A 17,099-nucleotide genomic window follows, 5' to 3' on the forward strand; every position below is an offset into this window, starting at 1 on the left:
TGAAGATCAGGGCTGTGAAGCCAGGGCTTTTTCCACGGCGCTGATGAAGGCCGGATCATCCGGTTTGGTCAGGCTGGAGAAATTGGCGATCACGTGGCCTTTGCGATCAACCACGTATTTATAGAAATTCCACTTCGGCGCGCCGCTCTGGGCTGCCAGCACCCGGAACAGATGCGTGGCGTCATCACCACGAACCTTCTGCGGCTCGGTCATGGTGAATGTCACGCCGTAGTTCACGTAGCAGACCTTGGCGGTCTCTTCGCCGTCCTTGGACTCCTGCTTGAAGTCATTGGACGGGACGCCAATGACCTCCAGCCCCTGGTCCTTGTATCGCTGATTGAGCGCCTCAAGACCCTTGAATTGTGGGGCAAAGCCGCAAAAACTGGCGGTATTGACGACCACTAGCGGTTTGCCGGCGAAGCGTTGGCACAAATCGATGGACTCCTTGGCGCGCAGTTTCGGCAACGAGCCCTGCAACAGCTCCGGGCATTCGGCGGCCTGCGCCAAACCGCCAACGGCTAGGAGTAACGCGGGAACAGCAAGCCAGCGCATCAACATATCCAGTCATCCTTCAAGTCATCTGCAACGAACTTACTCGCCCTGGGCTTGCGCTAGCAAGCACCCATGCCCAGTTGCATCAACGCCAGCCCGCCCCGGTGCCAGCCCCACCACGCCAGGGCCAGCAACAGGGTGCCAGCGGCCGCAACGGCGACCCGCGGCCACAGGCTATTCATGTCGCGCTCATTTGCGTTTGCAGGCGCGCCACAGGCCGTTCACGCACTGGCCAGTTCAGCGCGGCAGCCATCAGGCTCAACAGAATCGCGACTTGCCAGATCAAGTCATAGCTCCCGGTTCGGTCATACACCACCCCGCCCAGCCAGCCGCCGAGGAACGAGCCGAGCTGGTGGAACAGGAACACGATCCCACCGAGCATGGACAGATTACGGACGCCAAACAAGGTCGCCACCGTACCGTTGGTCAATGGCACCGTCGACAACCAGAGGAAGCCCATTGCCATACCAAACAGATAGGCCGTGGTGGTCGTGACCGGCGCCCACAGGAACAGTCCGATTACCACCGCCCGCAGCAAATACAGGCCGGTGAGCAAACGTGGCTTGGACATGCGCCCGCCAAGCCAGCCCGCTGTATAAGTACCAAAGATATTGAACAGGCCGATCAGCGCCAGCACCGTCGTGCCAACCGTCGCGGGCAGATGTTGATCCACCAGGTAGGCTGGCAGGTGCACGCCGATGAACACCACCTGGAAACCGCAGACGAAGAAGCCGAACGCGAGCAGCCAGAACCCGGAATGGGAGCAGGCTTCGTGCAGTGCTTCGGTCAGGGTCTGTTCGTGGCCGGCCGCCGGCAATGGCTTGTCCTTGAGCATGCTCACCAACGGCACGATCATGGCCACCAGCAGGCCCAACACCAGCAACGCCGCCGACCAACCCAGCCAGCCGATCAATCCCAGCGTACCGGGCAACATGGCGAACTGACCGAAGGAACCGGCCGCGCTGGCGATCCCCATGCCCATGCTGCGTTTCTCCGGCGGGACCGCACGCCCCACCACGCCGAGTATCACCGAGAACGATGTGCCTGAAAGACCAATGCCGATCAACAGACCGGCGCTCAACGACAGGGTCAATGCAGAATCCGACAGCCCCATCAACGCCAGGCCCGAGGCGTACAGCACACCACCGATCAGCACGACTTTCGCCGCACCGAAGCGATCGGCCAACGCGCCGGTGAAGGGCTGGGCCAGGCCCCAGATCAGGTTTTGTAACGCGATGGCAAAGGCAAAGGTTTCACGCCCCCAGCCAAACTCGGCACTCATCGGCGCCAGAAACAGCCCGAAGCCATGCCGTACGCCCAGGGACAACGCAAGAATCAACGCACTCCCCAACAGAACCCAGCCGCAAGTACGCCACATCGATGTCATATTCTTATTCTCCGGTAGCGGGTATATACCCGCTTAAAGTCGGAAAAACAGGCCTCAGGCCAGTTCGTCCAGCAGCTTGAGCAAGGTTTCTCGTTTCTCGGCACCCAGGCGTTCGACCAATCGTTGTTGCGCGGCTTCCCAAGCCGGCAAGGCCGCCACCAGACGTTCAGCACCCGTTTGGGTGAGCTTGACGATGCGGTTACGCATGTCTTCGCCCTCGACCAGCATCACCAGGCCCTCGCCTTCCAGCACCCGCAAGTTGCGCCCAAGGGTGCTACGGTCCAGGCCCATGGCTTCGGCCAGGCTGGAAATGCTCGGTTGGTCCAGGCGCTGCAGATTGCACAGCAAAGAATACTGGGCGACGTTGATCCCGAAGCCATCGAGAGCGCCGTCGTAATGCCTGCTGACGCCACGAGCGGCGCGACGCAGGTTGATGCATAAACATTGGGAGTCGAGCATGGTGCGTGTATATACCCGCGAATCAGTTAAATCAAGTTTCAAAAATGGTGTTGTAAGTTAGATTGCTATCGCGGGCAAGCCCGCTCCCACATTGGGCCTGGTGTATACAAGTCAAATGGTGGGAGCGGGCTTGCCCCGCGATAGCGGTCTCCTCCCTCACACAACAACGTCAGACCAACACAACCCCAACCAACACCGCCACCTCCAGCAACTCCAGCAGTGCCCCCGCCGTATCCCCCGTCGCCCCTCCCAGCCGCCGCAGCATCACCCGTCGCAACCAGACGAACACCAAGGCCGCCAACACGACGGCAAAAGCCCCACTGAGCCCACCGATCAACACGCACGCCAAAGCGCTAACCGCCAACACCTGCTTGCCGGCCAAACGCGGCAAATGATCCGCCAACGCCTGCCCCAAACCACCCGCCCGCACATAAGGCGTGGTCAAAAACAGCCCCAACAACGCACTGCGACCGATTACCGGCACGATGATCAGCAGCACCGCGTGCTGTTGCTCAATCAGCGCCAGCAACGCGCAGAATTTCAGCAACAACACCACTACCAGCGTGACCACCGCAATCGGGCCGCTGCGCGGGTCCTTCATGATCGCAAGTGTGCGCTCGCGATCACCGAAACCACCCAGCCACGCGTCGGCGCTATCGGCCAGACCATCCAGGTGCAAGCCGCCACTGAGCAACACCCACGCCGTCAGCAACAGCGCCGCGTGCAGCAACAATGGCGCACCGAGCAACAAGCCGTTCAACGTCCAGAGGATCACCCCGAACAATAACCCCACCAGCGGATAAAACAGCAAAGAACGCCCCAGCTCCTGGGGTGCTGGCATGCCTGGCAGGCGAATCGGCAGGCTGCTGAGAAATTGCAGGGCGATCCAGAACGGCAACATGGTCAGATCAATTCCTTGAGAAGGACGCCGGGTGTGACGTTTAAAGAAAACAGCGCGCCATGCCTGACTTCCACATTGAGCAACTGCTCGCGTGGCAATCCACGTGCCTGCGCCAGCAGCAGGCGCATGACCCCACCGTGGCTGATCAACAACACCCGTTCGCCGGCATGGGCTGCGTGCAGCCGCGCAATGGCGGCCAGGACCCGCGCCGAAAAGTCCTCGACGCGCTCCCCTTGCGGCGGTGTGAACGAGTAGGGATCGGCCCAGAACAAGCCGAGCGCTTCGGCATCCGTCTCCATCAACGCGGCTGCGCTCTGCCCTTCCCAGGCGCCGAAATGCAGTTCCTGCAGATCGACCTCCAGTTGCACGGGCAAACCCAGTTGCTCGCCGAGTTCTTCAGCAAAGCGCGCGCAACGCTGCAAGGGTGAACTGACCAGCCGATCCCAGGGCCCCTGCGCAACCACCGCCGCACGCATCTGCGCCCAACCGGCGTCGGTCAGCGCATCGTCGAGACTGCCGCGCAGGCCGCCACCGAGTTCAGTTTCGCCGTGGCGCAGCAGGTCCAGGCGCAAGGTCATGCCGGACGATCCGCGACGGCCGCCTCGGCGAACGTCGCCATTTGCCCGTGAAGATCACACGCCAGGCGCAGCACCGGCACGGCCAGCGCCGCACCACTGCCCTCGCCCAATCGCAGACCCAGCTCCAGCACCGGCTCGGCCTCCAGCATTTGCAGCACATGACGATGACCCGGCTCGGCACCACGATGACCAAACAGCATCCACTGGCGCGCCGGCGGGTTCAGGCGTACCGCCAACAGCGCCGCGACGCTGCAGATGAACCCGTCCACCAGCACGGCGATCCCTTCCTGGGCGCACGCCAGGTACGCACCCACCAGTGCGGCGATCTCAAACCCGCCAAGGTTGAACAGGGTCTGCAACGCATCGCCGCGCTGGGCCTCGTGCACGGACAACGCCCGTTCGATGACCTGCACCTTACGGCTGACACCCGCAGCGTTCAGTCCGGTGCCAGGGCCTGTCAGGTGGGTGACCGGGCAATCGAGCAAGGCACAGGCCAACGCACTGGCTGCTGTGGTGTTGCCTATTCCCATCTCGCCGCCGATGAACAAGTGCGCGCCCCGCTCGAGGGCGCGGCGAGCGCTGTCGCGGCCGGCCTGCAAGGCCAGTTCGCCCTGAACCTGGCTCATGGCCGGACCCTGGACAAAATTCGCCGTGCCCGGGCCGATGTTCAAATGACGCACACCCGGCAGGTTCAACGCCGGCGTCACCGTGCCAAGGTCGACCACTTCCAGTGATGCGCCGAGCTGGCGCGCCAGCACGCTGATTGCCGCGCCACCGCTGACGAAGTTGAGCAACATCTGCCCAGTGACTTCCTGGGGAAACGCCGACACACCCTCTGCCACCACGCCATGGTCACCGGCAAAAATGGCGATCCATACCTGGTCCAGGCTTGGTTTCACCCGCCCCTGCATACCGGCCAATTGCACCGCCACCGATTCAAGATGACCGAGGGAACCGGCGGGTTTGGTCAGCTGTTGTTGGCGAGCCTGCGCCTGTTCGACGGCCTGGGCGTCGATGGGCTTGCATGGATTCAACCACCAGGATGGGGTCATAACGCGTTTCCTTTCAAAGTCAGGGGCAAGCCGGCGACGGTCAGCACCACGCGCTGGCAACGTTCAGCCAGCGCTTGATGCAGCCAACCGGCTTCATCGACATAACGGCGAGTCAATTCGCCCAGCGGCACGACACCCATTCCGGTCTCGTTGCTGACAAAAATGATTTCGCCCGGCAGGTCCGCCAGGCAGTCCAGCAACGCTTCCCGCTCGCTCGCCAGGCGTTCGGCGTCGTCGAGCATCAGCAGATTGGTCATCCACAGGGTCAGGCAATCCACCAGCAGGCAACGGTCAGCCCGGGCGGTTTCACGCAGGACGCGCGCGAGCTGCACCGGCTCTTCGATCAGCGCCCACGCGGCCGGTCGCCGGGCGCGATGATGGGCCACACGATCATTCATCTCACCGTCCAGCGGTTGGCTGGTGGCAATGTAGGTCACAGCCAGGGTGCTGTCGGCGGCGAGTTTCTCGGCCAGGCGGCTCTTGCCGGAGCGGGCGCCGCCGAGGATCAGTTGGAGCATTGAGACATCCTGAAAAATAGATGGTGAGGCAACTGGCCTCATCGCGGGCAAGCCCGCTCCTACCGTGTCGTTCACCAAACCTGTAGAAGCGGGCTTGCCCGCGATGAGCCGGCAGGAACAACTCAAATCCCACAGAGCTTGCGCAAAAGCCCGGTATCCAGATGCTTCTCCACCAGATCCGCCAACCGTTCGATATCCCGCTCGCGCAGCCCGTGGTAATCGACTTCCTGCACATCCCGCAGCCCTGCCCATCGCAACAATGCAGCACTCGCCGCCGGCGACTCGAACAAGCCATGCAGGTAAGTGCCGAAAATCTGCCCGTCGGCACTCTGCGCGCCATCGCAGCGACCGTCATCCAGGAACACGGCCGCTTGCTCCAGGGCTGGCCCGGTGGTGACGCCGGCATGAATTTCATAACCCATGACGTCCGCATCCTCCAGCACCAGGCGCCCACGCACATTGCGCAGTTGTTTGTCGGCTTCCAACCGAGTCTCGAACGCCAACAACCCAAGGCCGGCACTGGAACCGGGCGCGCCTTCAAGGCCTAGCGGATCGTGGACTTGTTCACCGAGCATTTGCAGACCACCGCAGATCCCCAACACCTTGCCACCGTAACGCAGGTGGCGGGTGATGGCAGTGTCCCAGCCATTCGCCCGCAAGTACGCCAGATCGCTGCGCACGCTTTTGGAGCCGGGAAGAATGATCAGGTCGGCGGGGGGAATGGCTTGGCCGGGGGCGATGAATTGCAAGTCCACCTGGGGGTGCAGGCGCAGTGGATCGAAATCGGTGTGGTTGCTGATACGCGGCAACACCGGCACCACCACCTTGAGCACCTGATCGGCCTTGTCGGCCTGACGCTGGTCGATGCCGTCCTCGGCTTCCAGATGCAGGTCCATCACGTAGGGCAAGACGCCGATCACCGGTTTGCCGGTGCGGGCCTGCAGCCAGTCGAGTCCCGGTTGGAGCAAGGCGATGTCGCCACGAAAACGGTTGATGATGAAGCCTTTGACCCGAGCCTGCTCACTGGGCGACAACAGCTCCAGTGTGCCGACCAGGTGCGCGAACACGCCGCCGCGATTGATATCGGCGATCAGCACGACCGGGCAATCCACCGCCTCGGCGAAGCCCATATTGGCAATGTCGCCGGCACGCAAGTTGATCTCTGCCGGCGAGCCCGCGCCTTCGACCATGACCACTGGATACGCCGCGCTCAAGCGCTGGTGCGAAGCCAGCACCGCTTCCATCGCGATGGCTTTGTAGTCGTGGTATGCCACCGCATTCATCGTCGTGACCGCACGGCCGTGGATGATCACCTGGGCGCCAGTGTCGCTGTTGGGCTTGAGCAGCACCGGATTCATGTCGGTGTGCGGTTCGAGATAAGCCGCCTGGGCCTGCACGGCTTGTGCGCGACCGATCTCGCCACCGTCGGCGGTCACGGCACTGTTGAGCGCCATGTTCTGCGGCTTGAACGGCACCACCTCGACGCCCTGGCGAGTGACCCAACGACACAAGGCCGTCACCAGCGTGCTTTTACCGGCGTCGGACGTGGTGCCCTGTACCATCAAGGTGGAGCCCCGGGGCTGGAGCGCAGTCATCGTTTTTCCCTGGCAAAGGCTTCGAATGCCTGATCCAGCCGCAACCAATCAGCTTCCTCGCCCGGCAGGCCAAAGCGCAGGCTGCTGGTGCTGGAGAACAGGCGCAGCAGGATGCCGCGCAGGGCCATGAACTCATGCAACTCTTCGGCGTGTTCGGTGCTCAGCCACTGAAACAGGGCGCAACCGCCCTGGGGTTTGAAACCGTGTTTTTCCAGCAGCGTCACCAGCCGCTCACTGGCGGCATCGCTGCGCGCGCGCTGACTGGCATGCGCCTGTTTATCCAGCAGGCAGACTCGCCCCAACACACGGGTCGGCCCACTGACGGCCCAGGGTCCGACTTGTTCGGCAAGCAACTTGAGCAACTTGCGCTCGGCCAGGACAAACCCCAGGCGCACGCCGGCCAAACCAAAAAACTTGCCAAAGGAGCGCAGCACCACCAGGCCGACCTGATGGGAAAAAGGTGCCAGGCTCAATTGCGGCGTGTTGTCCATGAACGCCTCGTCCACCACCAGCCAGCCGCCCCGTTGAGCCAACCGGGAATGCCATTCCAGCAAACGCGTAGGCGCGATGCACAAGCCGGTTGGATTGTTCGGATTGACCACCACCAGCACATCGAGGTTGTCGATGAAAAAATCGACTTCCTGTTCCACCACCTCACGCACGATGTAGCCGTTGCGGCGCCAGGCCTCGGCGTGTTCGGCGTAACAGGGTGACAGCACTCCGACCTTGCCGGCCCGACGCAAACGCGGCAGCAACTGGATCGCCATTTGCGAGCCCGCTACCGGCAGCACCTGCGAGGCGCCGTAGTATTCGCAGGCCGCCTGCTCCAGGCCATCGTCGGCTTCCGGCAACCGCGCCCAGGCGCGCAGCGGAATGTCCGGCACGGCAAACGGCCAGGGCGCAAGGCCGCTGGACAGGTCGAGCCAATCCGCTTCGGCAATGCCGTATTCAAGCGCCGCCTTGCGCAACCGACCACCGTGTTCAAGCATAAAATTCAGCTCCCACACACAGAATCAGCAACCATAACCATACCCCGCGCTGGACCAGTTGCCAGCCTCGATCAATGGAATCGGCGTCCGCTGGCACACCTTCGCCCAACTGGGGACGCGGGTGCAACTCACCGTGATAAATCGCCGCCCCACCCAACTCGACCCCCAGGGCACCTGCCCCGGCGGCCATCACCGGACCGGCGTTCGGGCTGTCCCAGGTCGGGCCTTGTGTGCGCCAGCATTTGAATGCGAGTCGGGTCTTGCCCAACAGTGCATAGGTCAACGCCACCAATCGGGCAGGAATGTAGTTGAGCACGTCGTCGATCTTCGCAGCCGCCCAGCCGAAGCGTTCGAAACGCTCGTTGCGATAGCCCCACATCGCGTCCAGCGTGTTGCTCAAGCGATAGAGCACCACGCCTGGCGCGCCGGCCACGGCAAACCAGAACAACGCCGCGAAGACGGCGTCACTGCCGTTTTCCAGGACCGATTCAGTGGCGGCGCGGGCCACTTCGGTTGAATCCAGCTCAGTGGTCTGGCGACTGACCAGATAACCGACACGCTGGCGCGCCTGCTCCAGATCATTGCTACGCAAAGCCTTGGCAACCGGCTCGACGTGCTCCCCCAGGCTGCGCAAGCCAAGCGCACAATAGAGGGCGAGAATCTCGACGATCCAACCCACATAAGGCGCCCAGGAAAAAGCCGTGGCGAGCAAGGTCAGCGGCACGACCGCAATCACCCAGGCCGTCACGCCATGACTGCGCCAGCCGCGACCACCCCCGTTGAAACGTTGTTCGATGCGGTCGGCAAAACGGCCGAAGGCGACCAGCGGATGCCAGCGCTTGGGCTCGCCCAGCAGCGCATCCAGCGCCACCGCAGCGACACTCAACAACGCCACACTCATTGACTCACTCCCCAATAATTCTCATACAACATTTCGCTTAATGGACGTACCCGCGCCCAGCCTTCAAGCACCAGCATCGGTGCCGGATAAAACTGTTCGACCGGCCCCAGGCACAGAATCGCCAAAGGCTTGGCCCCGGCGGGCAGCCCCAACAGGTCAGCCAGGGCCTGGGGCTCGAACAACGAAACCCAACCCATGCCGAGCCCTTCGGCGCGGGATGCCAGCCACAGGTTCTGGATCGCGCAGGACAACGAGGCCATGTCCATTTCCGGCAACGTGCGGCGGCCGAAAATATGCCGTTCGCGGTCGTCCATCAGCGCCGCAATCAGCACCTCGGCGCAGTCGTTGATACCTTCGACTTTCAGCTTCATGAATTCGTCACTGCGCTCGCCGAGGGCCTCAGCGGTGCGCATGCGTTCTTCCTCCACCAGCGACTGGATCCTGCCGCGCAGGCTGCGGTCGCTGATGCGGATGAAGCGCCACGGCTGCATCAGGCCAACGCTCGGCGCCTGGTGCGCGGCTTCGAGCAGGCGCCGCAGTTGCTCAGGTTCTACGGTGCCACCCGTGAAGTGACGCATGTCGCGGCGTTCGGCGATGGCTCGGTAGACCGCTTGGCGTTCGGCCTCGGAGAAGGCGTTGTCGGTCATGGCCTAATCGCGGGCAAGCCCGCTCCTACACCAATACACTCGCCCCCTGCAGGAGCGGGCGTGCCCGCGATGGCGTCCGTAAGGTCCGGCGCAAAAAGCGCAGCAATCGCAGGAGGATTTGACGGAAAATAAAAATGCACATAAGAAGCCGTCATCCGCCCCTCACGATAAACGGCCTCCGCGCCGCGCCCCCCGTTCGGGCTCAGGCCGCGAGCAATCGGAGCCAGCTCGGTGGTGGTCAGCGAATGGTGATAGGTGTGCCCGCGCAGCGAGCCTTCCGGTAATTCAACCGCCTGCAAGGCGAGCGCCGCCAGGCGTTTCTGCATCACCGCATCCCCCGCCAGCAAGCCGGCCAACTCGGCGCGAGTGCCCTCGACATCGGTCAACGAATCAAGCAGGTAGAGCATGCCGCCGCATTCGGCCAGCAACGGTTTGCCGGCTGCATGGTGGGCGCGGATCGCTTCTAGCATCGACGTGTTCTGCGCCAGCGCCACGTGGTGCAGTTCCGGGTAACCGCCGGGCAAGTAGAGGCTGTCGGCGAGCGGCAGTTGCGTGTCGCGAATCGGCGAGAAGAATGCCAACTCGGCGCCCATCGCCCGCAGCAGGTCCAGGCTGGCGCCATAGGTGAACGCAAAGGCTTCATCACGCGCCACGGCAATGCGCACGCCGGCCAGCCAAGGATCGACCGCGATCACTTCGGGGGCCGCAAACGCCACGGCGGGCGGCAGCGCGACTTCGCAACTGCTGGCCAGGGCATCGGCAGCAGCATCGAGACGCAGATCCAGATCGTTCAATTCACTGGCCTGAACCAGGCCCAGGTGTCGGCTCGGCAGCTCGATTCCGGTTTCCCGGGACAGCGCGCCGTACCAGCGCAAACCTTCGGTCAGGCTGCCTTCGAGCAATTGCGCATGGCGCAGGGTGCCGACCCGGTTGGCCAGCACACCGGCAAACGGCAGGTCCGGTTGATAGCGGGCCAGGCCCAGTGCCAGGGCGCCAAAGGTCTGCGCCATGGCCGTGCCGTCAATCACCGCGAGTACAGGCACACCGAAGTGACGCGCCAGGTCGGCGCTGGACGGGGTACCGTCGAACAGGCCCATGACCCCTTCAATGAGAATCAGGTCAGCCTCGGCGGCGGCTTCCCACAACAGTCGCCGGCTTTCCTGCTCGCCGACCATCCACATGTCCAATTGATACACCGGCGCACCGCTGGCGCGCTCGAGGATCATCGGGTCGAGAAAGTCCGGGCCACACTTGAAGACGCGCACCTTGCGCCCCTGGTTGCGATGCAACCTCGCCAGGGCGGCGGTGACGGTGGTCTTGCCCTGACCGGAGGCCGGCGCGGCAATCAATACCGCCGGGCAATGACGTGGCTCACTCACAGTTCAACGCCCTTCTGCGCCTTGATACCGGCCTGGAAGGCGTGCTTGATCATGCCCATTTCGGTAACGGTGTCGGCCAACTCGATCATCTCGGGTTTGGCGCCGCGGCCGGTCACCACCACGTGCTGCATCGGCGGACGCGCTTGCAGGTCGCTGAGGACCTGATCGAGGTCGAGGTAGCCGTGCTTGAGAGCGATGTTCAACTCATCCAGCACCACCAGACCAATCGACGGATCGCGCAGCAACTCGCGGGACACCGCCCAGGCCGCTTCGGCGGCAGCGATGTCACGCTGGCGGTCCTGGGTTTCCCAGGTAAAGCCTTCGCCCATCACGTGGAAACGCACCTGCTCCGGGAAGCGGCGGAAAAACAATTCTTCACCGGTACTGTTGCGACCCTTGATGAACTGCACCACGCCGCACTGCATGCCATGGCCCATGGAACGGGCGAGCATGCCAAACGCCGAGCTGCTTTTGCCTTTCCCATTGCCGGTGAGCACCAGCAGCAGGCCGCATTCGTTTGGCGAGTTGGCGATGCGTTCGTCGATCACGGCTTTTTTACGCAACATGCGCGCCAAATGGCGTTCGTCACGATCTGGGGTATCGGTCATGGGGGAGCTCTCCGTTGAGGCGGGATAACGGCGGGCAGGCACAAGAAACAGATGGCAAGAAGCCCGACATCGCCCACCGTGATGTCGCTGGATTGAATCAGGCCGGTCTCCGGGCTCATGAGCGGCATCACGCCGGACTGCGCGCCTTCCCATGTCGCGATCGACACAGTGGCTCAAGGCGCAGCTTTCACTCATTTACCGTTGCGGGGGCAGCGCCGGGATCGTGCACGCACTCACCGGCTTCCCTGTTTCACTCTGCCGACCTGGGTCACAGAGCACCTGAAACAAGCCGCGAAGGTTAGAGGGTTGGGGGTGGAGCGTCAATTAAAGCCGGGACGCTGGCGGATGAATAACTGCCGTCGATCAATAAAATGACGCCAATCTTGTGCCAGACTCCCAGCAGTGATATCAAAGAGCCACAACCCCACATCACAAGAACAAGGGTGAGCACCATGCAAGGCATGATTATCAGCAATCCGCGACTGGAATTCCTGCGCCCGCTGCTGGAACGCTGGTTTGACTGTATAGACCGCTACAACGCCGTACGGGGCGATAACGACACGCCTTACTGGTACGACGAAAAAGCCAATCTGGGTTTGCTCGCGGCCGCCGCCTGGATGGCCGAAATGGTCACCCTGCAAGACACCCAGACCCGCAAGCAGCTTGAGGAAGGCGAACGCAACGCCCGCGCCAATCTGCTCATCGCCTCCAGCGAAACGCGCGCGTATCTTCAGGCCACTCAACGCTGGCCACGGGTCAACAGCCTCAACCTGACCCAGGCGCTGGCGGAAATCACCAGCGACGCCAAGCGCATCAGCTACAGCAGCGACCTGAAACTGGGCTGCCTGTTCGTGGCCCCGCAAAAAGCCCAGCACGGCGCCACGCCGGAAGAGCTGCAGGACATGGTCGATGACCTGCAAAAAGAACATTCCTGCGCGGTCGCCTGGTACTTCCCCTACGCCTACCGCAAATTACGCAACGAAGCGGGCAACTATCATCCGGGCATCGCGGTGTTGTTCAAGGAAGCTCACGGCTGACCGGTTGAACCATCTCGGGCTTGCGCTTCTCTACTGATCAGGTCACTGCATTCTTAGGGAAGTTCAGCATGCGCAAGCCCCAGCTCGCTCTCGTCATCACCATGGCCGCCGGGCTCGCTGCCTGCGGTGAAACTTCCACCCTACAGGTCTCCGACGGCACCGGCCCATCCCCGCAACTGCCAGAACCGAACAAGACACTGTTCCCGACAATGAACATCGCCCCGGCCATCGGCTGGCCGGCCGGCGCCAAACCGACGGCAGCAGCGGGCACTCAGGTGGCTGCATTTGCCGAAGGCCTCGATCACCCACGCTGGCTCTACTTACTGCCCAACGGCGACGTGCTGGTGGCCGAAACCAATGCGCCGCCCAAACCCGATGACGATAAAGGCATCAAGGGCTGGATCACCAAGAAAGTCATGAGCCGTGCCGGGGCTGCCGTACCCAGCCCCAACCGCATCACGTTGCTGCGCGACAAAGACCACGATGGCATCGCCGAAATCCGTTCCGTGTTCCTGGAAAACCTCAACTCGCCCTTCGGCATGACACTGGTGGGTAATGACCTGTACGTCGCCGACACCGACAGACTGCTGCGTTTCAATTACCAGCAAGGCGACACCACGATCAAATCCCAACCCATGAAGGTGATTGACCTGCCGGGTGGCACGCTGAATCACCATTGGACAAAAAACGTCATCGCAAGCAAGGACGGCAGCAAGCTGTACGTCACGGTGGGCTCCAACAGTAACGTCGGCGAAAACGGCATGGACAAGGAAGAAGGACGCGCGGCGATCTGGGAAGTGGATCGCGCCACTGGCAACCACCGGATATTCGCCTCGGGCTTGCGCAACCCCAACGGCATGGCGTGGGAACCGCAGAGCGGCGCGCTGTGGACAGCGGTCAACGAGCGCGATGAAATCGGCAGTGACCTGGTGCCGGACTACATCACTTCGGTGAAGGAAGGTGCGTTCTATGGCTGGCCGTTCAGTTACTACGGCCAGCACATCGATGTACGCGTAGAACCTCAAAATCCAGACCTGGTGGCCAAGGCTATTGCACCGGATTACGCAGTCGGCCCGCATACCGCCTCATTGGGCCTGGCCTTCGCAGAAGGCAATACGTTGCCGGCCCAATTCAAGGAAGGCGCATTCGTCGGCCAGCATGGCTCGTGGAACCGGAAACCGCACAGTGGCTACAAAGTGATCTTCGTGCCCTTCAGCGCGGGCAAACCGAGCGGCGCGCCAGTGGATGTGCTCACGGGTTTTCTCAATGACGAAGAGAAAGCCATGGGTCGCCCGGTGGGCGTGGTGATCGATCAGCAAGGCGACCTGCTGGTGGCCGATGATGTGGGGAACAAGGTGTGGCGGGTGTCGGCGCTCAAGTGATGCAGCGCCCTGCTTCCTGTAGGAGCGAGCATGCTCGCGATGATCGTCAACGAAAACGTTGGCTATCTGACACCCAGCGGCGTTTTCCAGTCCATCGCGAGCATGCTCGCTCCTACAGGGCGCGCGTGAAGGCCTCTAGCGCTTACGACAAAGCGTCAACCCATCCCCCAGTGGCAACAGCGACAGGTCCACTCGCGCGTCATCCTTCAACGCACGATTGAGCGCCTGGATCGCGCGGGTGTCAGCGCTTTCGGGCGCTGACTCCAGCACCCGCGCACTCCACAGCGTGTTGTCGAACACCGCCAGGCCGCCAACGCGCAACAGACGCAGGGCATGCTCAAGATAGTGGGGGTAGTTGGCCTTGTCGGCATCGATGAAGATCAGATCGAACTGCCCTGGCTCATCCAACTGAGACAGGGTGTGCAGCGCAGGCGCCAGCCGCAGGTCAATCCGCTCGTCCAGGCCCGCCTCCTGCCAGTAACGACGCGCGATGACATTATAGTCGCCGGGTACATCACAGCAGATCAGTGCACCGTCATCCGGCAAGGCGGCCGCCATGCACAACGCGCTGTAACCGGTGAAAGTGCCGATTTCCAGAATTCGTCTTGCACCGATCAGCCTGACCAGCAAGGCAAGGAATTGCCCCTGTTCCGGGGCCACCTGCCAGCGCGCCATGGGCAGCGCCTGGGTTTCGTCGCGCAGCCGTTTGAGCAGCGGCGTTTCCCTCAGGGAAACGTCGAGCAGGTATTGGTACAGGGCATCATCGAGATTCAGCGTGCGAGCGGTCATGACAACCTCTCCAGACTAGGGGTTGCGCGCCAGATGCTCGGGTTGCAGAACACGCTTTGCGCTCAGGTAGGCTTTCTGCCAATACGCCTTGGACAAGCTGTCGAGCTTGACCGTGCCACCGGTGGCCGGCGCATGGACAAATCGACCCTCACCAACGTAGATCCCGGCGTGACTCACCTGAGAGCCGCCATTGGTGGCGAAGAACACCAGATCACCACTTTGCAGGCCTTCTTTGCCGACATCGGCCGCCTGCATGCTGATCATTTCGCGAGTCGTACGCGGCAACGAAATACCGGCGGCGTCGCGATAGACGTAACCAATCAGGCCACTGCAATCGAAACCGGAATCCGGTGTGTTGCCACCCCAGCGATAAGGTGTGCCGACCAGGCCCAGAGCGCGAAACAACACGTCTTCTGCCTCGGGTGAGGACGGCTGTGGCGTACCAAAGACAATCGGCGCGCGAACCACAGGCGCAGGTGGCGTGCGGCTGGCGCAAGCGCTGAGCAGCGCGGCGAGGAGCATGAGTGCGAGGCGGGCCGACATCGTCATAAGCAGGGCATCCTGATCTGTCTGCGGCTTTTTTCTGCCCAAGCGACAGAAAAGAAAACCGCCTGCGCAAGACGCAGGCGGTTTGCCATCAATAATAGATCAGGATTCTAGCGCCTATGGGGCAAACTTCAAGTAAGACTTTAAGTTCACCATGTAACCAGTGCGGTTACTGCCCGGCAGTGGCCGCCATGAATATGGCGACCGAATCAAACATTACTTGCGTGCGGTAACCACTGTCGGCGCCATGGCGAGTGCACGCTTGGCTTCGATGAAGGTCTTGCTCCAGTAGCTGTCGCCCAGACTATCGACCCGTACACCACCGCTTTTGCGGCTGCTGGAGTGGATGAACTGGTTGTCGCCCAGGTAGATCCCGGCGTGACTCACACGACCGCGACGGCCGTTGGTAGCGAAAAACAGCAGATCGCCCGGCTTGAGCGCGCTACGGGAAACCAGTGGCGCATCGACGTTGATCATTTCGCGAGTGGAGCGTGGCAGGTTCATGCCAGCCTCTTCACGAAACAGATAGCCGATGAAACCGCTGCAATCAAAGCCAGCCTCGGAGGTGCCGCCGAAACGGTAGCGGGTACCGATCAGGGACATACCGCGCTCGAGGATGCTGTCCGCCAGGACCGGAAGCTGGTACGACTTGCCGTCGGCGAAGTTGGCCAGTTCCTTGTCGGTTTCCAGTTCTTGCTGGAAACGCTCGGCGGAAGATTGTGCGGTAACCGAATTTTTGCTGACCTGCTGTTGAGGAGCCTGCTCCGACACTGGGGTGTGGGCGGCGCAACCGAACAACAGGGTAACGAGTGCGAGGGGCACGAGGGGTGCGAAGCGCTTTAGCATGGGCACGACCGTGACTTCATAGTTGTAAAGAAGCCGAGACTATGCCCGCTATCGACCTCATTTGCAAATTCAATCAAAACTTTTGTGACTTTTCGTTTTCGCGTTTACATCTAAGCGCTTAAGCCCCATTTAGACGCTTACGCGGCCTACACCCTGTATGAACGCGGGTTTGTTGACGCCTGAAATATGCCGAAAGCCCTGAAAAACCGGGGCTCACCAGCCCAATGTTTCTTTCAGGAAAGGGATGGTCAGCTTGCGCTGGGCTTGCAGGGAGGCCTGATCGAGCTGCTCGAGCAGGTCGAACAATGCGCTCATGCTGCGAGTGCCTCGAGTCAGGATGAAATGCCCGACTTCGTCAGTCAGGTGCAGGCCGCGACGAGACGCGCGTAGCTGCAACGCGCGCAGTTTGTCTTCGTCGGACAAGGGTCGCATCTGAAAGATAAGTGCCAGGGTCAGGCGTGATTTGAGGTCGGCGAGCTTCACCGGCAATTCGCGCGGAGAGGTCGAAGCTGCAATCAACAGCCGCCGCCCGCTGTCGCGCAGACGGTTGAATAGATGGAACAGGGCCTCTTCCCAGTCCGCATGCCCGGCCACCGACTGCAAATCGTCCAGACAGACCAGTTCGTACTGTTCGAGGTTGTCGAGAATTTCAACGCCGCGATCCATCAACTCGGCCAGCGGCAGGTAAACCGCTGGTTCACCCATCTGTTCGAAACGCAGGCACGCGGCCTGCAGCAGATGCGTACGCCCTACCCCGTGCTTGCCCCAGAGGTAAATCAGGCTTTCGGTCCAGCCGGCGTCGGCTTCGCAAAGCCGCTCGACATAGCCGAGTGCAGCGGCATTGGCGCCTGGGTAGTAGTTGATAAAGGTAGCGTCATCACGCAGACGCACACCTAGGGGCAGCTGAATCGGTTTCATGCTGACTGAACGGTT

At 61.9% G+C, this 17,099-nt stretch carries 20 protein-coding genes and 1 riboswitch; of the genes, 2 read left to right on the plus strand and 18 right to left on the minus strand.

The window, feature by feature from the left end; genetic code table 11:
- Window positions 1-6: 6 nt before the first annotated feature.
- From AB4N33_RS13690 to cobO, 14 genes are all read right to left on the minus strand, one after another.
- Window positions 7-558 (minus strand): glutathione peroxidase, encoded by a 552-nt coding sequence (locus AB4N33_RS13690; RefSeq protein WP_476457550.1) that lies wholly within the window; start codon window positions 556-558, stop codon window positions 7-9.
- 53 nt (window positions 559-611) lie between these two features.
- A complete protein-coding gene (locus tag AB4N33_RS13695; RefSeq protein ID WP_460117066.1) occupies window positions 612-734 on the minus strand; it encodes a hypothetical protein in 123 nt (40 codons plus the stop codon).
- Entirely contained in the window at window positions 731-1,939 is a 1,209-nt protein-coding gene (locus AB4N33_RS13700; protein WP_460117067.1) for an MFS transporter, read from the minus strand. Before AB4N33_RS13700 ends, AB4N33_RS13695 begins: the two co-directional genes overlap by 4 nt.
- A gap of 54 nt (window positions 1,940-1,993) precedes the next feature.
- Entirely contained in the window at window positions 1,994-2,398 is a 405-nt protein-coding gene (locus AB4N33_RS13705; protein WP_460117068.1) for a MarR family winged helix-turn-helix transcriptional regulator, read from the minus strand.
- A gap of 169 nt (window positions 2,399-2,567) precedes the next feature.
- Window positions 2,568-3,299, minus strand: coding sequence for an adenosylcobinamide-GDP ribazoletransferase (locus AB4N33_RS13710; RefSeq protein ID WP_476457551.1), 732 nt, complete (start codon window positions 3,297-3,299; stop codon window positions 2,568-2,570).
- Window positions 3,300-3,301: 2 nt separating this feature from the next.
- Entirely contained in the window at window positions 3,302-3,877 is a 576-nt protein-coding gene (gene cobC, locus AB4N33_RS13715; RefSeq protein ID WP_476457552.1) for an alpha-ribazole phosphatase family protein, read from the minus strand.
- Window positions 3,874-4,929, minus strand: a complete 1,056-nt coding sequence (gene cobT, locus AB4N33_RS13720) for a nicotinate-nucleotide--dimethylbenzimidazole phosphoribosyltransferase (RefSeq protein WP_476457553.1) — start codon at window positions 4,927-4,929, stop codon at window positions 3,874-3,876. Before cobT ends, cobC begins: the two co-directional genes overlap by 4 nt.
- The gene (gene cobU, locus AB4N33_RS13725) at window positions 4,926-5,447 is read right to left on the minus strand and encodes a bifunctional adenosylcobinamide kinase/adenosylcobinamide-phosphate guanylyltransferase (RefSeq protein WP_476457554.1); all 522 of its coding nucleotides are present in this window, start codon (window positions 5,445-5,447) and stop codon (window positions 4,926-4,928) included. The genes cobT and cobU overlap by 4 nt, the downstream gene beginning before the upstream one ends.
- Before the next feature lie 122 nt (window positions 5,448-5,569).
- Entirely contained in the window at window positions 5,570-7,042 is a 1,473-nt protein-coding gene (locus AB4N33_RS13730) for a cobyric acid synthase (protein ID WP_476457555.1), read from the minus strand.
- On the minus strand, window positions 7,039-8,031 hold the full coding sequence (gene cobD, locus AB4N33_RS13735) for a threonine-phosphate decarboxylase CobD (protein ID WP_476457556.1): 993 nt from the start codon (window positions 8,029-8,031) through the stop codon (window positions 7,039-7,041). Before cobD ends, AB4N33_RS13730 begins: the two co-directional genes overlap by 4 nt.
- Entirely contained in the window at window positions 8,024-8,932 is a 909-nt protein-coding gene (cbiB, locus tag AB4N33_RS13740) for an adenosylcobinamide-phosphate synthase CbiB (protein ID WP_476457557.1), read from the minus strand. Before cbiB ends, cobD begins: the two co-directional genes overlap by 8 nt.
- The gene (gene bluB / locus AB4N33_RS13745; protein WP_476457558.1) at window positions 8,929-9,579 is read right to left on the minus strand and encodes a 5,6-dimethylbenzimidazole synthase; all 651 of its coding nucleotides are present in this window, start codon (window positions 9,577-9,579) and stop codon (window positions 8,929-8,931) included. Before bluB ends, cbiB begins: the two co-directional genes overlap by 4 nt.
- Window positions 9,576-10,958 (minus strand): cobyrinate a,c-diamide synthase, encoded by a 1,383-nt coding sequence (locus AB4N33_RS13750; RefSeq protein WP_476457559.1) that lies wholly within the window; start codon window positions 10,956-10,958, stop codon window positions 9,576-9,578. The genes bluB and AB4N33_RS13750 overlap by 4 nt, the downstream gene beginning before the upstream one ends.
- Window positions 10,955-11,566, minus strand: a complete 612-nt coding sequence (cobO, locus tag AB4N33_RS13755; RefSeq protein ID WP_075948452.1) for a cob(I)yrinic acid a,c-diamide adenosyltransferase — start codon at window positions 11,564-11,566, stop codon at window positions 10,955-10,957. The genes AB4N33_RS13750 and cobO overlap by 4 nt, the downstream gene beginning before the upstream one ends.
- 83 nt (window positions 11,567-11,649) lie before the next feature.
- Window positions 11,650-11,864, minus strand: a riboswitch (cobalamin riboswitch).
- A 154-nt stretch (window positions 11,865-12,018) separates the two neighbouring features.
- Here cobO and AB4N33_RS13760 point away from each other — a divergent pair.
- Together AB4N33_RS13760 and AB4N33_RS13765 are read left to right on the plus strand one after the other, a co-directional pair.
- Window positions 12,019-12,603 (plus strand): hypothetical protein, encoded by a 585-nt coding sequence (locus tag AB4N33_RS13760; protein WP_476457560.1) that lies wholly within the window; start codon window positions 12,019-12,021, stop codon window positions 12,601-12,603.
- Between the two features lie 68 nt (window positions 12,604-12,671).
- The gene (locus tag AB4N33_RS13765; protein ID WP_476457561.1) at window positions 12,672-13,985 is read left to right on the plus strand and encodes a PQQ-dependent sugar dehydrogenase; all 1,314 of its coding nucleotides are present in this window, start codon (window positions 12,672-12,674) and stop codon (window positions 13,983-13,985) included.
- A 135-nt stretch (window positions 13,986-14,120) separates the two neighbouring features.
- Here the strand turns inward: AB4N33_RS13765 and AB4N33_RS13770 are convergent, their stop codons facing one another.
- From AB4N33_RS13770 to hda, 4 genes are all read right to left on the minus strand, one after another.
- Window positions 14,121-14,774: an O-methyltransferase gene (locus AB4N33_RS13770; RefSeq protein ID WP_476457562.1), complete on the minus strand. Its 654-nt coding sequence runs from the start codon at window positions 14,772-14,774 to the stop codon at window positions 14,121-14,123.
- A gap of 15 nt (window positions 14,775-14,789) precedes the next feature.
- The gene (locus AB4N33_RS13775) at window positions 14,790-15,323 is read right to left on the minus strand and encodes a C40 family peptidase (protein WP_460117082.1); all 534 of its coding nucleotides are present in this window, start codon (window positions 15,321-15,323) and stop codon (window positions 14,790-14,792) included.
- Window positions 15,324-15,536: 213 nt separating this feature from the next.
- Window positions 15,537-16,166, minus strand: coding sequence for a C40 family peptidase (locus AB4N33_RS13780; RefSeq protein WP_460117083.1), 630 nt, complete (start codon window positions 16,164-16,166; stop codon window positions 15,537-15,539).
- A 213-nt stretch (window positions 16,167-16,379) separates the two neighbouring features.
- Window positions 16,380-17,084 carry a DnaA regulatory inactivator Hda gene (gene hda / locus AB4N33_RS13785; RefSeq protein ID WP_460117084.1) on the minus strand — a complete coding sequence of 235 codons (705 nt, stop codon included), beginning with the start codon at window positions 17,082-17,084 and terminating at the stop codon, window positions 16,380-16,382.
- Window positions 17,085-17,099: the final 15 nt, after the last annotated feature.

The organism is Pseudomonas sp. S1_E05 (assembly GCF_056337105.1).